Source organism: Parasphingorhabdus cellanae, from assembly GCF_017498565.1.
In the GTDB taxonomy this organism is placed as follows: domain Bacteria; phylum Pseudomonadota; class Alphaproteobacteria; order Sphingomonadales; family Sphingomonadaceae; genus Parasphingorhabdus; species Parasphingorhabdus cellanae.
The window spans coordinates 1,281,944-1,300,201 of sequence record NZ_CP071794.1 but is presented as its reverse complement, the minus strand read 5'-3'; the positions used below and the strand labels follow the sequence as shown (position 1 = coordinate 1,300,201).

At 53.2% G+C, this 18,258-nt stretch carries 15 protein-coding genes; 4 read left to right on the top strand and 11 right to left on the bottom strand.

All coding sequences use genetic code 11. The features are described 5' to 3' along the window. Positions 1–154 precede the first annotated feature (154 nt). The 6 genes from J4G78_RS06440 to J4G78_RS06415 all read right to left on the bottom strand — a co-directional run bounded on the left by J4G78_RS06440 (position 155) and on the right by J4G78_RS06415 (position 9,563). Positions 155–1,558 carry a DUF3526 domain-containing protein gene (locus tag J4G78_RS06440; RefSeq protein ID WP_207989448.1) on the bottom strand — a complete coding sequence of 468 codons (1,404 nt, stop codon included), beginning with the start codon at positions 1,556–1,558 and terminating at the stop codon, positions 155–157. Then, positions 1,555–2,970, bottom strand: coding sequence for a DUF3526 domain-containing protein (locus J4G78_RS06435; protein WP_207989446.1), 1,416 nt, complete (start codon positions 2,968–2,970; stop codon positions 1,555–1,557). The genes J4G78_RS06440 and J4G78_RS06435 overlap by 4 nt, the downstream gene beginning before the upstream one ends. After that, positions 2,967–3,695, bottom strand: coding sequence for an ABC transporter ATP-binding protein (locus J4G78_RS06430; RefSeq protein WP_207989444.1), 729 nt, complete (start codon positions 3,693–3,695; stop codon positions 2,967–2,969). The genes J4G78_RS06435 and J4G78_RS06430 overlap by 4 nt, the downstream gene beginning before the upstream one ends. Before the next feature lie 5 nt (positions 3,696–3,700). Next, positions 3,701–6,133: a TonB-dependent receptor plug domain-containing protein gene (locus tag J4G78_RS06425; protein ID WP_207989442.1), complete on the bottom strand. Its 2,433-nt coding sequence runs from the start codon at positions 6,131–6,133 to the stop codon at positions 3,701–3,703. A gap of 497 nt (positions 6,134–6,630) precedes the next feature. Beyond that, entirely contained in the window at positions 6,631–8,931 is a 2,301-nt protein-coding gene (locus tag J4G78_RS06420; protein WP_207989440.1) for a putative bifunctional diguanylate cyclase/phosphodiesterase, read from the bottom strand. Continuing rightward, positions 8,928–9,563 carry a methylamine utilization protein gene (locus J4G78_RS06415; RefSeq protein WP_243457250.1) on the bottom strand — a complete coding sequence of 212 codons (636 nt, stop codon included), beginning with the start codon at positions 9,561–9,563 and terminating at the stop codon, positions 8,928–8,930. Before J4G78_RS06415 ends, J4G78_RS06420 begins: the two co-directional genes overlap by 4 nt. 223 nt (positions 9,564–9,786) lie before the next feature. On the opposite strand from J4G78_RS06415, the gene J4G78_RS06410 reads away from it, so the two are divergent. Both J4G78_RS06410 and J4G78_RS06405 read left to right on the top strand, forming a co-directional pair. Next, positions 9,787–10,569, top strand: coding sequence for a DUF3034 family protein (locus tag J4G78_RS06410; RefSeq protein ID WP_243457249.1), 783 nt, complete (start codon positions 9,787–9,789; stop codon positions 10,567–10,569). 12 nt (positions 10,570–10,581) lie between these two features. Further along, complete coding sequence (locus J4G78_RS06405; RefSeq protein ID WP_207989438.1) at positions 10,582–11,088, top strand: group I truncated hemoglobin; 507 nt, start codon at positions 10,582–10,584, stop codon at positions 11,086–11,088. On the opposite strand, the gene J4G78_RS06400 is transcribed toward J4G78_RS06405, so the two are convergent. Next, positions 11,085–11,870 (bottom strand): formylglycine-generating enzyme family protein, encoded by a 786-nt coding sequence (locus J4G78_RS06400; protein ID WP_207989437.1) that lies wholly within the window; start codon positions 11,868–11,870, stop codon positions 11,085–11,087. The genes J4G78_RS06405 and J4G78_RS06400 overlap by 4 nt on opposite strands. A gap of 346 nt (positions 11,871–12,216) precedes the next feature. Here J4G78_RS06400 and J4G78_RS06395 point away from each other — a divergent pair, with 346 nt between their 5' ends. Then, on the top strand, positions 12,217–12,879 hold the full coding sequence (locus J4G78_RS06395; RefSeq protein ID WP_310737255.1) for an MBL fold metallo-hydrolase: 663 nt from the start codon (positions 12,217–12,219) through the stop codon (positions 12,877–12,879). A 45-nt stretch (positions 12,880–12,924) separates the two neighbouring features. Here the strand turns inward: J4G78_RS06395 and J4G78_RS06390 are convergent, their stop codons facing one another. From J4G78_RS06390 to J4G78_RS06385, 3 genes are all read right to left on the bottom strand, one after another. Beyond that, the gene (locus tag J4G78_RS06390) at positions 12,925–13,311 is read right to left on the bottom strand and encodes a DUF1304 domain-containing protein (RefSeq protein WP_207989435.1); all 387 of its coding nucleotides are present in this window, start codon (positions 13,309–13,311) and stop codon (positions 12,925–12,927) included. A 91-nt stretch (positions 13,312–13,402) separates the two neighbouring features. Further along, complete coding sequence (locus J4G78_RS18260) at positions 13,403–13,528, bottom strand: hypothetical protein (protein WP_259371352.1); 126 nt, start codon at positions 13,526–13,528, stop codon at positions 13,403–13,405. 33 nt (positions 13,529–13,561) lie between these two features. Further along, the gene (locus J4G78_RS06385) at positions 13,562–14,602 is read right to left on the bottom strand and encodes a zinc-dependent alcohol dehydrogenase (protein ID WP_207989434.1); all 1,041 of its coding nucleotides are present in this window, start codon (positions 14,600–14,602) and stop codon (positions 13,562–13,564) included. A 113-nt stretch (positions 14,603–14,715) separates the two neighbouring features. On the opposite strand from J4G78_RS06385, the gene J4G78_RS06380 reads away from it, so the two are divergent. Then, on the top strand, positions 14,716–15,594 hold the full coding sequence (locus J4G78_RS06380) for a LysR family transcriptional regulator (RefSeq protein WP_207989432.1): 879 nt from the start codon (positions 14,716–14,718) through the stop codon (positions 15,592–15,594). On the opposite strand, the gene J4G78_RS06375 is transcribed toward J4G78_RS06380, so the two are convergent. Continuing rightward, on the bottom strand, positions 15,591–18,257 hold the full coding sequence (locus J4G78_RS06375; RefSeq protein ID WP_207989430.1) for a DUF2339 domain-containing protein: 2,667 nt from the start codon (positions 18,255–18,257) through the stop codon (positions 15,591–15,593). The genes J4G78_RS06380 and J4G78_RS06375 overlap by 4 nt on opposite strands. Between the last annotated feature and the right edge of the window lies 1 nt (position 18,258).

Below are 18,258 nucleotides of genomic sequence, written 5' to 3'. Positions count from 1 at the left end.
AATTCCCGGTCGTGCATGCATATTTTCCTGTTGTTCTTCCGCCGGGAGCAACGGGATCCATTTCTATATGTGCAGCATCGGGGGCGCTTAAGGATATAAATCGAAAGGAGATAGGTGGGGCACGAGCCGTAGCTCGCAAGACCGTATAGCCTGATTATTCACTTTCGGTCAGGCGTTTTGAACGCCACAAAAATGCGCTTAGCGCTACAAATAGAGAGAGAATGACAATATTGGTCAAAATTGTGCTTCGTGCACTCTCCAGCGGTTCTGGACGTGTTGTCATTTTTGGCAATGCTTTATACTCTCGCATGCTGATCCGTTCTCCCTGCATGATTGCAGGGCCCAGCCTTTCGGCTAGCTTGGACAGCAATACCCGCGCATCTGACTGAAAGATACGATAGCGAGCAGCGTCAGCACCGGCGACTGTTGTAAGTAGCTTCTCGGCCGCGATTGCAGGTGATAGTAGGCCCAGCCACGCCATCGCTTTGGCACGTTCAGTCTGTACCTTGTCTAAGTGCGTTCGGTGCGCCTCAGTAGCCGTTTCTACAACTGAGAGTCGGATAAATCCATCTCGAAACGGGGCGTCTGCAGACAAACTGTCAGCATGTGCTTGGGGATTGGCGATGGCAAACTCCTCCATTACCTGTCCTTGACGCTCATCTGCCTGCGATGAGGCGGCTCGCACCTCGGTGAGATAGGCAAGGCGGGACGGAGCAGGATATATCGCCTGCACTGCCGCCGTTGTCAGCGCTGGTACAATCAGAATTAGGAACGCCCAAAGGCCGATCAAGGCACCCGCCGCTTCGCCTGCGGCTCGAACACGCTGCACCACCATAGCGATGATCATGAACCAAAAGCCACCGTAGAGCAGCGCTCCACCCATCCAGGCAACATAGTGCGCGATCCGGCTACTGTGGATCGAACCAGGATATCCTATGGCGGCAGCTAGAGTAATCAGGATGATCACGAACCACAGCGCACCACATCGTACAGCAAGTCGATGGATTAAATAGCGACGTTCATTTGGCTCGGAGAGCAACACCAGCTTTATGCGTCCAGTAGCACGGTCGCTGCCGAGCGCGTCGAAGCTTAAGGCAATCATGAGCAATGGCATCAGGAGAATAACCATCGCCGTCATATCAAAGCCGCTGAGCCGCAGAAGCGTGGGATTGGAAAATTGGTAGTTCTCGAAAAGACTAGCAGAATTCTCCCACAGACGGACGTTGACGCGAGAAGGGAGCAGGTCGCTAACTCCAACCGCGAAATCTCCCAGCACGCTATTCTTTAGCACTGCAGCATGCGAGATAGCCATGGGCCGTCCGGCATAGTGAGATTGCTCGGTACCGGCTTCCACGTCCATAAGCATGTCACGAAAGCGGGTTTCTTTTTCTCGGGTATTTTCAAGAAAGCGTGTGTCAGCTTCTGCGCGGGATGCACTGTTCTCAGCGCCCGAGGCAAGCGCGCCTACGCTTAAACCGGCGACAAGGACCAATAGCAGAAGCGTGACCGGAGACCGGATGAGCAATAATAGCTCAAGACGGATCAGTGCACCGTTCATCGGCTCACCTGCCGCGTTGCATGCAGGATGGCCCAGCGGGCGAAAAGGACCGCGAAAAATGCCTGTGCAGCCAGGATGATGAAGAACAGACCGACCTGCGAACGTGTTTCTGCAAGCCGCGGGAGTTCCATTTTGAAATCTGGAATCTGCTTCCACAATGTCTGATCAGCCAGATAGGGGTCATCGCCTTGATGCTCGCTATATGTGAGGTCATCGTTCAACATTTTCACGATGGTGCGGCGATGTTTTTCGGCAGCAACAGCAAATCGCCGATGATGCGGCAGATCCGTGCCGCTAAGCGCCGCCGAAAGGCGTGTAATTAACAGTCCCGGCATCAGTGTGGATGATGCGGTCAAGACATTCTCCTGATCCTCGTGGATTTTTTCCACCTCGCCGTAAATGGCTTCAAATTTGGGGTGTGCTATCTCTTCGCTATGCTGAAGCTCATAGCCATCATAGCGTATGGGCAGGTTCGCCTTTTCATCTACGCCGTAGCGAGTTAATGCTTTTTGCAGCGTTTCTTCGCGGGCTGCGTCATCCTGAAAGTAGCTGTTTGATGCATCGACAATGCGCTGGTAAGTGGTTGGTCCGTCGACATCCTCATGCACCGTCAGTGCGAATTGTGCTGCCAGGTAAGGCCCGGCAATGATCACTGCTGCCCACAAACCGACCAATATACCTAGCGCACCGCGTGATGTCCGGCAAAGTGCGGATATGCCGACTGCCATTCCCGCAATGGCGATAAAGAAAAGGCCATAAGCCAGTAAAAGCAGCAAGATGCGCTGTGTAAGATCAGATTCAGTCGGTAGATCGAGCGTGGCGATCGCAAAAAGGACGATCAGCATCGTCAAGCCAAGGAGGCCGACAGTATAGAATAGCGCGCCGAAAAGCTTGCCAGCCGCAAAACGCCGGGGATCCAATCCGCTCGCTAGCACTTGTCGTAGCGTGCCGGTTTCTCGCTCCCCCGCTACGCTGCCATGGAGCGCAATAATAAGCAAAAGGGAACCAAATAATATCAGGACCCAGGCCGGTGAAAGTTGCGCCGCCTGTAAACCAGATGGTGCGTCCTCGGCTCTTCGGAATTGCGAGGGGTTTTGGTAATGTCCTTCCATCCAGATCGCGATGCCAGCGGTATCCAGCGTGCCGGGATCGAATAGGCTTAATGCAGGAATTGGCTTGAAAGCATAACGGGAAAAATGCGCTGCCGCGTGAGGGTTGTCGGCACCTTGATCTAACCAGATTTGGCGGTCGGCAACGCTTGCTGCTGCGCGTTCGGCTTCAAATTCCTGGACGCGCTGCGCGCCTAAGATGGTCGCCAGGGTCACGAGTATGAGTACGATCAATAATGTCGCAATCGCAGCCCTCCCCCGCAAAAATGTAAGAAGTTCCAGCCGGGTGAGATAGGTAATCATGAGACGGCCGGTTCTTCTTTCGCCATATGCGCGAGATATAAAGTTTCCAGCTCAGCCGCGTCGACTTGTTTGGCATCCAGCAATTCCACAAGACGGCCGGCTTTCATGATTCCGATGCGCGTGCCGACAAGGCGCGCCCGAAAGATATCATGTGTCGCCATAAGGATAGCCTTACCCTGGTCTTTTAGTGATGAAAGCAGGGTGCAGAAATCATTGGCTGCTGCAGGATCAAGACCCGACATCGGTTCGTCCAGCAAAAGCGCCTCGGCATTTCGGGCAACCGCGATCGCGATACCGACTTTTTGCCGCATGCCCTTGGAATAAGCGTGAGCACGGCGGTGCGCGTCCGCCTGGCTTAGTCCTGTTCTTTCAAGCATCGCCAATAATTCGGTCTGGTCGAGCCTGCGTCCCGAAAGCCGCGTGAAGTGATCAAGATTCTCTAGTCCGCTCAACTGCGGATAAAGGGCTACCTGCTCGGGTATGTAGGCGAGCTTCGGTGCGGTCAAATGGCGTTCGCGGACCGCATCATGTCCAGATACTAAGGCGGCGCCATCGGTGGGACTGAGAAAGCCCAGAAAAAGGTTGATTGTTGTCGTTTTGCCAGCACCATTAGCGCCAAGCAGACAGAGTATCTCGCCACCACCAACTGTCAGATCGAGCGAATGTAGGGCCCGGTTGGAACCAAATGATTTTGAAAGCTGACGCGCTTCTAATATCGCGGGCATCCTGCTCACCATGTTCGCCGTACAGAGATGCTGATAAACCGCCCACGTGCCGACGCATTGACAAAGTCATAACCGATATCGCCGGTAAAACTGTCATTTTCATTCGACAAACCGACCAGACGCGGCGGATCTTGATCGAATAAATTTTGCACCGAGAGGCTAAATTGCGTCCCTTCGCCGCCGACTTTTCCTTCCACCGCGACAGCCAGGTTCAGATCAAAAGTCAGGAAATCGTCAACCTTTCGATCGACGTCAAAACGGTTATCGACATAGTCATCGGCATAGTTGGCGAAGATATTGGCACGCAGCTTGTCATTCGACCAGAACAGACCCATTCGCGCGTTTAAGTTGAGGGGTTGAAACGGGGTATCAAGGCGATCAACCAAGGGCTGCGCGTCCGAACTGCGTTCTTTATATCTGGTTATAAGCACGACATTCGCTTCTGCGCCAATTTGCCCAGTGCCCAGATCGCGGCGGTAATCCAGGCCGAAATCAATCCCTTCATAAACCCGCTCTGTCAGGTTGGTTGTCGATGCGTTATAGATCGCCCCAATCGAAGCAAAGCCGCGATTGTTAAAATCATCCGCAGCTGCGCCGAATGTAAAGATATCGGCCGGTGTCAAGCCAAAGCTGGCAATAGCCGCACGTATCTGTTCCTCATTCGGATTGAGTATGACAAAATCGGCAATTAGCGGATTAGACGGGTCGCGGCTTCCGCTGGGCGAGCCCAAAACGTTACGCAAATCAATATTATAATAGGTTGCGGATAATGTCAGCCCAGGGGCGAAAGTCGGCCGCCAATCCGCACCGACGGTCCAGTAGGTCGACGTCTCCGGGCCTAGATCAGGATCAACGCCCGATAAGAACAGCGTGTTTGAAGCGTCATCTGGAAGGGCATCGACTGTTAAAAAACGGGAAGCGAATATACGATTATCCCGGCGCAGCGTCGTCAGCGGCGCCACTGTAAAGGATGTGCCATAGGTTGCCCGCAAATCGAGAGACGGGACAGGAGCGTAGAGCAAGCTGACCTGCGGATCGATGCTGTCTGCTTTGCCGCCGCGCGCAATATCTTCGCCAGTGGACAGGCTTTCATCTACATTGCCAAAACGTTCATAGCGGCCCGAAATATTCAGCTCCAGCTTGTGAATGCCGGCTATGCCATTGTCTGGTCCAATGAAGGGCAAGTAAATTTCGCCATAGCCCGATGCAACCGAACGGCGATTATCCGAAGCGGGCGAATCCGGCCCCAACACACGCACAAAACGTTCGTAGCGCAATTGACCACCAACCGCTAACCGCGCCGACCCGCCGGGCAGTGCGAATAACGGTCCGTCAAAACGCGGTTCGATGAGTGCAATACGGTTGTCGCGGGAAAATTCGATATTAGCGAATATATTTGTCGGTTCACCCGTGCGGGTATCAATATCAAATCCGTCCAGGTCATTGCGGGAAAAAGTCCCGATAAGCTGTGCCTGCCACGGGCCAATATCGGCGCGCAGTGTCGCGGTGGTCCCATAGGCAAGTGTTTCGATATTTTCTTCCAATGGGACATTTGAACCCAGGACATCGGCAACAAATGGGAATTGAGATGTCCGGCGGGTATCACTGCTCACCAGATAGCTATCGATCAAAAGCTCTACATTTTCCGACAGGTTCTGCCGGATAGCTCCGATGATTGAATGGCGGTTTATGGCTGGTACCAGGCTGGTTCGCGATAAGTCCGGATCCGTAAAATCGCGCTGACCGGCCTGTATCCTATCCTGTTCAAAATAGTCATAAGCGATCAGGGCGGAGCCTGTTTCCCAGCGGACACCCCCGCTTTGGGACAGGTTAATCGTGTTGCCGTCGCCATGCGTGGTGGTGCCGATAAGTGCACGGCTTTCCAGACCTTCATAGTCGTCGCGCAGCGTGAAGTTGATAACGCCGCCCACGGCATCTGCACCGTAAATTGATGATGCGCCAACCGGTACAATCTCAACCCGCTCAATCGCCGCGACCGGAATGAAATTTATGTCCACAAACGTACCATCCCCTTGCGGCGCTACGCGGTGCCCGTTGAGCAAGGTGAGTGCGCGATCCGGCCCGAAGCCGCGAAACGAAACCGCCGATCCGCCGAAAAAAGCGCCCAATGCGCGGCCTTCATCCGATGCAGAACCGCCGCCCGTATTTTGCGGAACCGTGCGCAGAAATTCGGCGAGGCTGGGTGCGCCGCTTCCCAGAATATCTTCCCGGTCAAATGTCAAAAGCGGGACGGCAACCGGTGCGATGCCGCGAATACTGGTACCGGTTACGACAATCTCCTTGGCTTCATCTTCATCATCAACAATGGTGCTAGTATTTGTTTGCGCACTTTCTTCTGGCGTTTGGGCGAGTGCAGATATTGTCACGTTCGCAGCAGAAAGCAAAATAGCGAGACGAAGGCCGTATTTTTTTTGCATAAGTACCATCAGAATTTGAGATTCGTGGGTTTCGTATCAGGTATGATATAACATCTCAAACAGAAATTCTTTCGCGAGTAAATGCCAGCCCATGTGTGGGCTGATGAGAGGCCTATGTCCCGGCATCGACGTTAATACTGGTAAGGCTTCCCGAACCAAGCCGCACGACATTCCGAATATAGAGGGTTGGAAGCAGGGCAAATTCCCTGCTCTTTGGAGACGATTTCCCTGTTAATGCCTGCACCGTTCCTCGTTGTTTTTTAGACGTAGAGTATCGATGCTAAGCACAGGATTGACAGGTTTACAGGACTTTCAGGGCGAAGTTCTTTGACGAAAAAGCAGTAAATTCCCCGGCTTTCTGAGTAAAATTCCTTGGAACAGGGAAAATCGCGCGTTTTAGACCCGTTCTCGACAAACTGCATCGCGCACCACTTTTTCTCAAACTTTAGCAATTCCGATATCCTGTCTGCCCCCCCATAGCCAAATCTCATTCCCTTCTAAGCGGTCTTCTGTTCCCGGTAGGACGGCAACGCTCCCTCCAAAAACGCACTGGCTGATTCCGCGGTGATCGGACGACTTATCAGATAGCCTTGGATGTTATTGCATCCGCGTTGCAGCAATATGTTGACCTGCTCTTGCTCTTCGACGCCCTCGGCTAGTGTTTCCATTCCCAGTGCAGCAGCCAATCCGGTAATGGCTTGCACTATGTCAGCACAACTCTTGTCCTGGACAATATCGACGACAAAACTGCGATCAATTTTGATCTTGTCAAAGGGGAAGCTTCGCAAGTAAGCGAGCGAGGAAAATCCGGTTCCAAAGTCATCCAGCGCAATTCGTACACCGATCACGCGCAGGCTATGCAGGACTTTCAGGGTATCTTCGACATTCTCAATCAACAAGGATTCTGTGATTTCCAGTTCGAGCCGCTCTGGCGGCAGACCGTATCGACTCAGCGCCTGCAACAAGACCGTGCGCAGCCCGTTTGACCGGAACTGAACCGGCGAGACATTGATGGCGATGCGAATATCATCGGGCCACTGTGATGCTTGACGACACGCTTCTTTAATCACCCATTCGCCGATTGGTACGATCAAACCGGTTTCTTCTGCCAACGAAATGAAGTTAATGGGCGAAATCGTTCCTTTGTCAGGATGATTCCATCGGATTAACGCTTCAAATCCGCTTATCTTTTGCCGCTGCGCGTCAAACAATGGTTGATAGTGAAGTTCAAATTGACCTTCCTCTATCGCGCGCTTCAAATCCAGCTCCATCTGCCGCCTTTTTTGCGCCTGGTCGTCCATCCCCTGTTCAAAGAAACGGTAACAGCTTTTTCCTTCATGCTTGGCCTTGTACAGAGCCAGATCCGCATTTTTCATGAGATCTTCGGATGTCAGGCCATCATGCGGAGCAACGGCTATACCAATGCTCGACGTGCTTGGCATCTCGTGTCCGGCAACCGTGAAACTTTTGCTGAATGATCGATCAAGCCGTTCAGCCAACAGGGTGATATTTTCGGAGCTTGCCGCGCCATCCATAAGGATCGCAAATTCATCGCCGCCGAGACGGGCCAGCAAATGTCCGTCGAGAACGTCTTCCATCCGGGCGGCTACTGCCTTTAACAAAGCATCTCCAACGGGATGGCCAAGCGTGTCGTTAACGGACTTGAAGTTATCCAGGTCGAGATAGAAAGCAGCCACCAAATTATCATCACCACATTTTTTCATCGCGGCTTCCAGATGGTCTTTGAAATATTTTCTATTGGGCAGACCAGTCAGAGCGTCATGCAACCCGATATGGGAAATTTCGTCTTCCCGCTCGACAATGGCATCGACCATTTGATTGAAACTTTCGGCCAATCGGCCAATTTCGTCGGTCGAATGTATCTCGACTTTTTTCCGCTGACCTGCCCGAATAAGCTGAGCGGCTTTGTCGAGCTTGGCAATCGGGCGGGTTATGCCTTTGGCAAGAAACCAGCCAGCGCCTACGATGATGAGCAAGCCGACAAGGCTTAGACTGATCAATATCCAGGTAATCGGTCGATAGGCACTTAGGGCATCGCTTAGCGAATGGCGCAGCAGCAATACCGGTTTATGATTGTTGCTCAGGGCTGGAAGAGCGGATGTGCGGTACAGGATCCGTTGCCCTTGCTCGGATAATTCTATCTGACTATCGGTTGTTGACTGGAGGTCGTGTGACAGGCGTGTGCGTTCAACAACCTTGGCGGTAAGTTCGATGGGCGCCAGCTCAGACAATTGAGCCATCTCAGCTTGATCAAGGGGTTTGCCAACAACCAGCCAGCCGAATAAATTAGGGGCTTCGACAGGCGAGGCGACAACGCCGTGATATTGGTCATTGATTTTGATGAGGCCGTTTTCTGCACCTTCGTCTAACGCCAACCACAAACTATCAGTGTCACTATTGGTCAAGGCATCTTGCAGCCCGATCGTATCGCCAGCAAGTGTCATAATGAACGCATTGGGCACGTCCAACCGTTTTTTCAGACTGATCAAAGCGCTCTCAATTGTCGGTTCATCGCCAAGCGCGACGGCTTCCCGGAACCCGAAATCGGCCGCCAAAATATCGGCAGCCGTCGCCATTCTATCGGATTCGAGTTCAAGAACCTTTTCAAATGCTTTGGCATTTGATCGCATTTCATCAGTGATCATTCCGGCCGCGTATCTTTCGATGCCGCCGGTGGCGACCACGATCAGGGCGCCGAATGTCATGATAAACAGCGCAGTATAAAGGAAAGCAATCCGGATCGACAGCGATCCGGACCGCATCAGTCTTGTTATCATCTGCGCAGCGCCAGTTTCACGGTTTGATTGGCAACGCTGCCGGTAATAGCAATATCGATTACCGTTTCGCCGCCGCGAACCCGGTTTTTCGGATGCCAGACTTTAAGCTTGGCGGAACCGCTCGGCAGGCTTGCGATCTGCACCAAGCCATTGTGATCGGTCTTTGCCGCGTAAGGCGTATCAACCACTTTTACAAAGCCCTTCATTTCATCGTGAATATTGCAGCCCAGCGCCACGGTACCGGCAATCGGGAAGTTTTGTGAGCGGGATTGGTCTTTGCCATATAGCTTCATCTCAAATCGGGCTGCTTTCGAAAAGCTATAGACGTTATGGCGAACGCGGTCCCGATTGGGGAAGCTAACGGTCGTGCCCTTACCCACAATGATTGTTCCAGGGTCAAATTGAATGTTGCGCTGGTTCATCACCGCTTTGCCCGATTTGTAGCGAAGCCCGCCGCTACCTTTGGCAGGATAGACCATAATCACAGCATCGCGCACTGGCACGCCATTACCATCCTTAACCGCTACATTGAGGCGCGCACCGGCAGGTGATTGGCTCGATACAACAGAGTTGGAGCCGAAAGGAATAATTGCCACCAGAGCAGCCAGAATGATCGTTAGTCGGTGTTTCATCCTTAATCCTATAGGCAGCAATGATTACTATTCGGATAATTCCTGCCCGGACGCGCAGGTCTCACTTGTTCTTTGAACGGGCTTAAGTTGATTTTAACCACAAGTGACTATCTCACTCCGTCTTATGAAATTCATTCGATTTGCATCCATAATATTTACGGGCGTGATCACAGTTTGTTTAGCCACACCATCCTTTGCCGAGGATTTGAGACCAGGCGGAAAATTGCTGCTCACCAATGGAATCGCCACTGTGGAAGGGTCTTCTGGCGGCGGTCTGGCGAGCTGGAGCTTGATTGCTGGCAATGCGACGAAAGACGGTATCGGCGCATCAGCGCATGTCACGCTAGCGGAGCTGCCGGATTACCGGCTGGATACAGAAGGTGTCGCCGTCGGATTATTTGACAGTGTAGAATTAAGCTACGCGCGGCAAAATCTTAACACCAAGGCTATCGGAGCTGCTCTCGGCCTGGGTTATGGATATAGTCTCAATCAGGATATCTATGGCGCCAAATTGCGCGTGGCTGGGCATGTCGTCTATGGCGATCCGCTAATGCCACAGATAGCGGTCGGTGTTCAGCACAAGCGAAACCTTGACGGCCAAGTCGTAACAGCGGTCGGCGCGGCAGAGACCAATGGAACGGACTTTTACGCCAGCGCCACCAAGTTGTTTCTGGCCCAAAGCATTTTGGCCAATGCCACTGTCCGCTATACCAAGGCTAATCAGGGCGGATTACTGGGCTTCGGTGGAGACCAGAATAACTCACGTTCCTTGGAATTTGAAGGATCGGTTGCCTATCAACTGTCCCGCAAATTTGTAGTCGGCGGAGAATATCGGAGCAAACCAAACAATCTCGGCATTGCCCGTGAAGATGACTGGTTCGACGTTTTTGCCGCTTACGCCATCAATCGCAATTTGACCATTGCCGGTGCCTATGTCGATTTGGGATCCATTGCCACCGCCGATAACCAGCGCGGTGCTTTGCTCTCGCTTCGCGCTTCATTTTGAGGACATGATAGCATGATTTTTTCAATCGCTTTGTTGATGGCTGTTCAAGAAGCGCCGTCTCCTGTCTTTGATGATAGGGAAACGCGCGATCCCGTGACCGGGGAGTTTCCGGTCGAGCCCTATGAAGAAAGTAACGAAAATGCAGGCACTCGCCAATTTTCCGGTACGTCTATGGCTCAAGCTTTCGGAGGCCAAAAGGGCATTCAACGCATTGCCGACCGACTTGTCGATATTAGTATCGAAGATCCACGGATTCGTGATATCTTCAAAGGTCAGGATATGGTCCGCCTGCGCCGCACTCTCTTTGAACAATTCTGTTTTATTCTCAACGCCGGGTGCGACTATTCCGGCAGAGACATGCGTGCCGCTCATAAAAACATGGGCATCCAGATGGCCGATATGAATGCTCTGGTTGAAAATTTGCAGATAGCGATGGAAGAGGAAAATGTGCCCTTCCGGAAGCAGAACCGTTTTTTGGCAAAGCTTGCGCCGATGAAAAAGGATGTAGTCGAGCGTTAGAAGCGTCCCCGTTTCAAAATTGAATCAATATTTGGCAATTGAATCGCTTCAATGTCGGGAGATGTTGGTATGATGGCGTTGATCGGTATCGGATCGCTTGCCGAATAATCCCAATAGGGATCCCATTCTGTAGCGATTTCGTAGATATGCCGAAAGCCTGAAATTATTATCTCGCGTTCGGGCAATTTCAGGTTGCGATATGCCAGATGATGCGCTCGCCATCGTGATGCGCTTTGACCATCAAAACCTTTATTATGTATCGCATTGATAAGAACAAGCGCGGTGCATCCGACGAAGCCGCTATTTTGCGGATCATGTGAGGCCAGTTCGATGACCTCGGCCGGGAACCAGCTTTCGCCGCTGCGAATTCGGCAATCTGACGATTCCAAAAGTCGATTGAGGCTGACCAACTGCTTTTTGGCATCAGCCCCGTAATCAGATTCCGCAATTTCACACCGTTCACGCGGGCTTAGTGAGCGTGCTAATTCCATCAAGGCGTTTAAAACATCATCCGTCATAAGAGTTGTGCGATCAGAAGCAGTGGGGTTTACCAGTTTGGATATCAGTGGGTGTTCTTGCGCCTGCCCAAAACCATTCATCAAAGCGGCCCGAACAGGGGGCATCGCTTGTCTGTAATTGTCTGAAAATTCGTCCCACTCCAGATGAAAATCACGCGCGCGCTCCGGATTTTCAAAGCAATCAAGTAGGCCTACACATGTTGCAAATAGAAACTCAGTCCTACTGTCATTTGGCAAACTTGCCTCCAAACGAAGATGAGCCAAGAATTCCTCCGTCAGATTCAGCCTCCGTTGCATTGTTGCGCTGTTTGTGAAGTTCGCAATGCCCTGAGCAAGTAAAGCTTCTTGGAACGTCAATTCGCGCGGCATGATATGAAGGAGATACAGAATTGCCGAATGAAGATCTGACAGGGACTGAAATTTTCGAAAACACATATTGTTTTTCCGCTCACTTCTCGATGTTCGCCCTGCATCTGGCTCTTTTATACCTCTGATCCGATAGAGTTACAAAACCAATTTTGGCAAATTACCGGCGTTCCGGTCGAAACGCGACGATGTACAAAAAACTTCAAGCCTTGCAACTTGATCGCCGTACCGCCAAATAACCGATATGACAGAAGCACCCTTGAAGGCTGTGATCATTCCGGTCACGCCGCTCCAGCAAAATTGCACTTTATTATGGTGCACCAAAACCAACAAAGCCGCGCTTAGCGATCCGGGAGGCGATCTCTCACGGCTTAAGGCAGCGGTGGCGGAACATGGCGTTGATCTCGAAAAAATCATTATAACCCATGGTCATCTCGACCATTGTGGTCAGGCCGGTATGCTTGCTGAAGAATTGGGACTGCCTATCGAAGGTCCGCATAAGGATGATCTGTTCTGGATTGAACAATTGGATGGAGACGGCGCGCGATATGGGATGGAGGCCAAAAGCTTTGAACCGGATCGATGGCTCAATGACGGCGATCAGGTCACGGTGGGCGATTTGGTGCTCGACGTTATCCATTGCCCCGGCCACACGCCGGGCCACGTGATTTTCTATCACCAGCCATCCAGGCTGGCTGTTGTTGGCGATGTTATATTTCAGGGATCTATCGGACGCACCGACTTTCCGCGCGGTAATCATCAGGATTTGATAGACGCGATCACCCAAAAGCTCTGGCCGCTCGGTGACGATGTCACTTTCATTCCGGGCCATGGTCCAACCAGTCAATTTGGCTATGAGCGCAAGACCAACGCGTTTGTGGCAGATGATGTGTTGGCTGCGCGATAGGGGTTAGTCGGTTATCCGTCGCTTATTTTGGGGCCTATCTCCTGATTATGCCGCGCGCGCGGTTTGTCGGTAGCCGAGATAGACGAATATCAGCGCGATGGTCGCTGGCACTGTCTGCACGACAATGATTTTCTGCGATACCGTAACCGCGCCAAAGATCCCGGCAACGGCGACGAATGATAAGAAGCAAGTGGCAACCTTGAACCGCCATTCGGCATTTCTGATAAAAAGCGACCATGATAGTCCGGCGGCCAAGAACGCATTATACAACCCTTGGTTTGCCGCCATGGATTGGGTCGGCTCGAACAAGTTCATGGGTAAGGTCGAAAAAACTTCGGGTCCCCGTGTTGTCCAGGCAAATATCTCAAACCATGCAATATAGAAATGGAGCGCGGCAATCAGGCCGACTAATAGCATTGCAATTCTGTTCATTTCTTTGCCTTCCTGGTCACGGTGAAGAAGGCTAGCAGCTTTAGTGGTGGATGTTAAACGACGGCTGGTTTTTCCTACGGTTGATCCGTTGTTACGGTGCTGTTCTTGTCGGAATGCTTTTAAGGAAAAATTTATATTCCAGCCATTGCAGCGCAAAGGCAGCCAGCGCCAAAGCCATAGCATATATAAGGATCGTGTTGAAAACAGGTTTTGTCATCCATAGTGATGATCATGGATGGCAGCGGTGGCGTCAATCCCTTTCAAAAACGATCTTGATATCGGGTTCGGTCATGGCGTCCACCGCTTCGGAAAAGGGAACGGACCGGGAAATCACTTCATCGGGATTGATGGTTCCGCAATGGGCGCAGTCAAGGATATGATCTATTTCTGTGCGGGCATGAACGCGGCCAATCGTATAGGTGATGCCTTTCATATACATGGACCGCAGCGGAACACTTGCTTTCGCGCCCATGCCTGCGAACACGCCGCTGCAGGTGCCGCACGGCTGGGTGGATCGTATTGCAAAGGTCAGCGCGTCTGGCAAGCCGGCTGCTTCCACCACAATCGGAAATTCTTCGATGGCTCTGAGGTCCGGACCATATTGGGTCTCGATCACCTCTGCGCCAAGCGCCTTGGCTTTGGCTAACCGGCCTGCATCATAGTCGCGATAGACGATGCGGCCAGCGCCGAGCGCGCGAGCGGCCTGCACCGAAAACAGGCCGACACTTTGTGCCAGGCCGCCGACGATCAATATATCTGCACCCGGTCGCTTCGCCAGCGGTTCTGCCACCGTGCGATAGCCATCGACGGCATTGTCAGAAATGGCGGCGGCGCCGGTGATGGAAACACCATCTGGTATTTTCACCAACATGGCATCGGCAAAGGGCACGTTGATCAGATCACTCAGTCCGCCGCCCCATTTCCGGTCACCTGTCGGGGCGAAGCCATAAGCTGCAAAAGGCTCCACTGCGGCGCAAGCATTGGTAAAGCCACGCCGACAATTGTCGCAAGTTCCGCAACTAATCTGGAACGGCACAATTACGCGGTCTCCCGGAGCAAAGCCTTTGACGCCATCCCCGACATCCACGACCTCTCCGGCAATTTCATGACCAAAGGCGAAGGGCCCTTGCATGGGATACATGCCGCTGGCCATATAAAGATCGAGATCGCAGCGGGTGACGGCAAGCGGCCTTACAATCGCTTCGCCTGCGTTTTGGATGACGGGCGCGGCGATCTCGTGCCATTCAAACTGTTCGGGTTTGATGAAGGTAAGCTGTTCTATGCTGGCCATGATCCAATTTCCTTTGCGCTGGATCGTCAACCAATTAGATTGATAGAGGAATTAACAAATTTGAATAACCATTATTCATTTATGAATAGCGCTTGCTGGTATATGGAAAGATTATGACAATCGACTGGGACACTGTGCGCTGCTTTATCGAAGTGGCCGAGAAACGTTCACTCATGGCCGCTGCCAATACGCTTGGCATGTCGAATGCGACATTGGGGCGGAAAATTGATGCGCTGGAAGTGGCAACGGGATTGCAACTGATCCTGCGCGGCCCGGGCGGTGTGGCCTTGACTGATCAGGGCAAGGAAGTGCTGGCATTGGCAAAGGCGGGCGGTGACCATCTGTTTCAGATGGAGCGGTTGGCATTTTCGTTAAAATCCGATCGCCGGGCCTTGCCTATCCGAATATCGACGACCGAGACGATGGTGTCGGCGGTGCTGGCTCCGCATCTGTCATTGCTTTGGGATAAACATCCGGGTCTGGTCGTTGATCTGATTATGTCGACAGAATTGGCTGATCTTAACAGGCGAGAGGCGGATATCGCCGTCCGCCTGGCGCGTCCGAAAAGCGAGGGTCTAATTACCCGAAAACTGCCCGAAATCACCGCTGGTCTCTATGCTTCGACAGGTTATCTCAACGGCCGCGATCCCGGCAGCCTGGACTTGCGCCACGAAAAGCTCGCGGGTCTGGATGATCAATTTGGCGATATCCCGGAATCGGTGTGGATCAGACAGCATGAATTGCAACAAGCATTGTCGGTACAATCCAGCAGCATTTATGCCCTGATGGAAGTAGCGAAATCTGGCGCGGCCATTGCCATGGTGCCTGACTTTCTGGCCCAGCGTCATGGGTTGTTCCGTGTTTCCGCGCCTCCGATACCGGTTCGTAAACCGTGGATTGTTTTTCACCGCGATAACCGGCGCAATCGCGAGATCAGGGCTGTCCGCGACTGGATTGTCGCGTGCTGCCAGAATAGTTTTACGCTTTCCTAGTCAGCTGCCTTTGCCGCATCCGCCCGCATCACCTTGCCGTAAATCCAGCCGATACCGATCAGCGCGATGGCAAGGCCAAGGAAGGACAGGATTCGCAACAGGCCTTCCAGTTGCGCGGCGTCGATTACAAACACTTTGAATGTAACAACGATCATCAAGAGTAGACCAGCGATCCGCAGCAAGGCATTGGTGGTCTGGATACCCCTGGCCAGCCAAGCAATGGCAAGGACAAGCAGCCCAGCACTATAAAGATAGGTCTCGGTAGAGGTGAACGGCGGCGTGGCTATATCTGTGCCATGGACGGCCTGACGCACGGTGACCATGACAGCGGCGATGGCGGCAAACAAGCTGCCAATTTCCAGCGGTTTGACCAGCGTGGGTAAGGCGGCCGTCACTGTCTCGGTTCGGGCATAGAGCCACAGCCATAGCATCGCGGCGGTAAAGTGCAGTGTGCCCAGATTGGCGACCGGTGCAGGTCCCATCGCCTGTTTGACGCTGGTCGGACTGAGCAGCAACAGGTCGAAATAGACGAACCGGAACAGCGCCAATCCAGCCAATGCAAAGCCCAAGGATTTGAGCGGTATGGCGAATTTCTCATCCCACGTCCGCCTCAACAACAGCCAACCGCCCAGTGCCAGCGCATGGGTGAAGACTGCACGCTCGGCAAAGCCATAAGCAACGAAATCCTCAATCGGGCCGATGGCGAGCGGCTGTTTGAGAAGCATATAGGCAAAACCACCCGCACCGATCAGGCCGAAACCAGCAATGATCTTCGACAATATTTTGCCGAACGGATCGCGAAAGAAAAAGGCTATGCCGGCAATGGCGATGGCCGGAAGCAACAGTTCGACGATGGAGGGGCCCAATTCCGGCAAATAGGAATAAAGGTCGGTTTGGCCGGCAAGCGAGCTAAAAAGGCTTTCGATCAAGCCGAAGGAATCGACCAGCATGATCAGGCCTCCGAAACCTATAGCGACGGCTGACTGTATGATCACGGCCTTGCGCGCTATGAAACGAGCCCAGAATGCAAGCCCGGCGGCCACGGCAATCGCTACAAGCGCTCCGAGGCTTTCGGGTGTCCATATCCACAGCGCTATGGCTATCAATATGGCGGTCAAACCACTGGCCAATGGCGGAGGCAGAAAACCGGTTTCGGCGCGTGTCCGCCACGCCATGAAAGCCGTGGTAATCGCGGTCAACAGGCAAGAAATGGCCCAGCTATTCTGGCTCCAGCTCAGATCGCCCAAAGCATAGATTAAAAGCAATATACTGGTTGGCGCGGCCAGGCCGATGACTGCCCATATCCAACCATCCTTTTCCCGCAAGGCAAAGAAATGACCCGCTGCGCCAAATAATACGGCCAAGCTTATGGCCGCAAATAGCTGAGTCTGGTCGGCTCCTGTATTTGAGAATGCCGTCGCAATCATCGCCAGAGACAGGGCAAATGCGCCCGCCATGGCCGGCGTCAGATCCTTGTCGCGCCAGGCAAGCGCAATGGCGAAGATGGCGAGCACACCAAAGAATAGCCAGCTGACCAGCGAGAATTGAATGAGCGGCGCAAGCGTGACAAGCTGCAACAGGCCGACAGCCAGCGGGATGGCCTGCATCACGGGTTTGGGAATCCCGAAGCTGGTGCCAGTGCGCGACAGGGTCAGCACACCGCCAATTGCGAGCAGCACGATAAAGGCGCCAACAAAGGGCACATCGCCGCTCAAATCCATGAACAGGAGGGCGGTTGTCCAGAGCACGCTGCCGCCCGTAGCGAGGAGAGCAAGCCAGGCCCAACCGCGATGGATAGCGAGACCGAACAGACCCGCCGTGAAAACGCCGAGATAGATGAGCAAGGGAGCGACCGATTCCGGTCCCAGCCCGGCGACATAGGGTGCCGCGAAACCACCCAGCAAGCCCATGATGGCGGTTGGCGGACCGTGGCGCTGTGAAAGCACGAACGCCAATATGGTGACCGCAATGACGCCGCCAAGAGCGCCGTAGAGGCTTAACAAGCCATATAGTTCGCTGGCCATGTACAGCGTGGCGTAGAGCACAGCGATCCCGGCACCGGCGATGCTGTGGCCGATGCGGACGTCGTCGGTGAATATCTTACCGAATTTCGGGATTTTATAGCCGAATTCGCTTAAACCGATGAGCAGCAATCCGAACAAAGCCGCCGTGGCACAGCGTGCAGCGGGGCCGAATAATCCCGCTTCGATGGAAAAGCGGACGAGAAAGAAACCGGCAAATATCAGCGCGATACCGCCAATCCAGATCGGCAGCTTTCCGCCGATAAGGTCTTCAAATCGTTTGGCGGCACTGGGACGCGGTGGCGATGGCGGCGATGGTGGTTCGGTGCTTGTGGGCGTTGGCGAGGGTGCAGCAGGCGACGTTGGTTTATACACGCGCCGGGATGGTTCGGGCGCCGGCTCGGCGACACGGTCTGGCTTTGTCGCTATTTTGGCAGCGCGCCTTACGGGGGTAGCCGGTTCCTGCTGGATATCAGTCTGTTTGAGGGGTTCCGCTGCCTCGGTCTGATGGGCTTCGCCCGCAACTTTTCGGGCGTGATTCTCAAGAGCTTCAATACGCCGGCGAAGAGAGGCGATGGTGCTGCGTGAGTCGAAAACCAGCACCAACAGGATGACGGTCCCTGCAAAGACAAGTATCTCCATG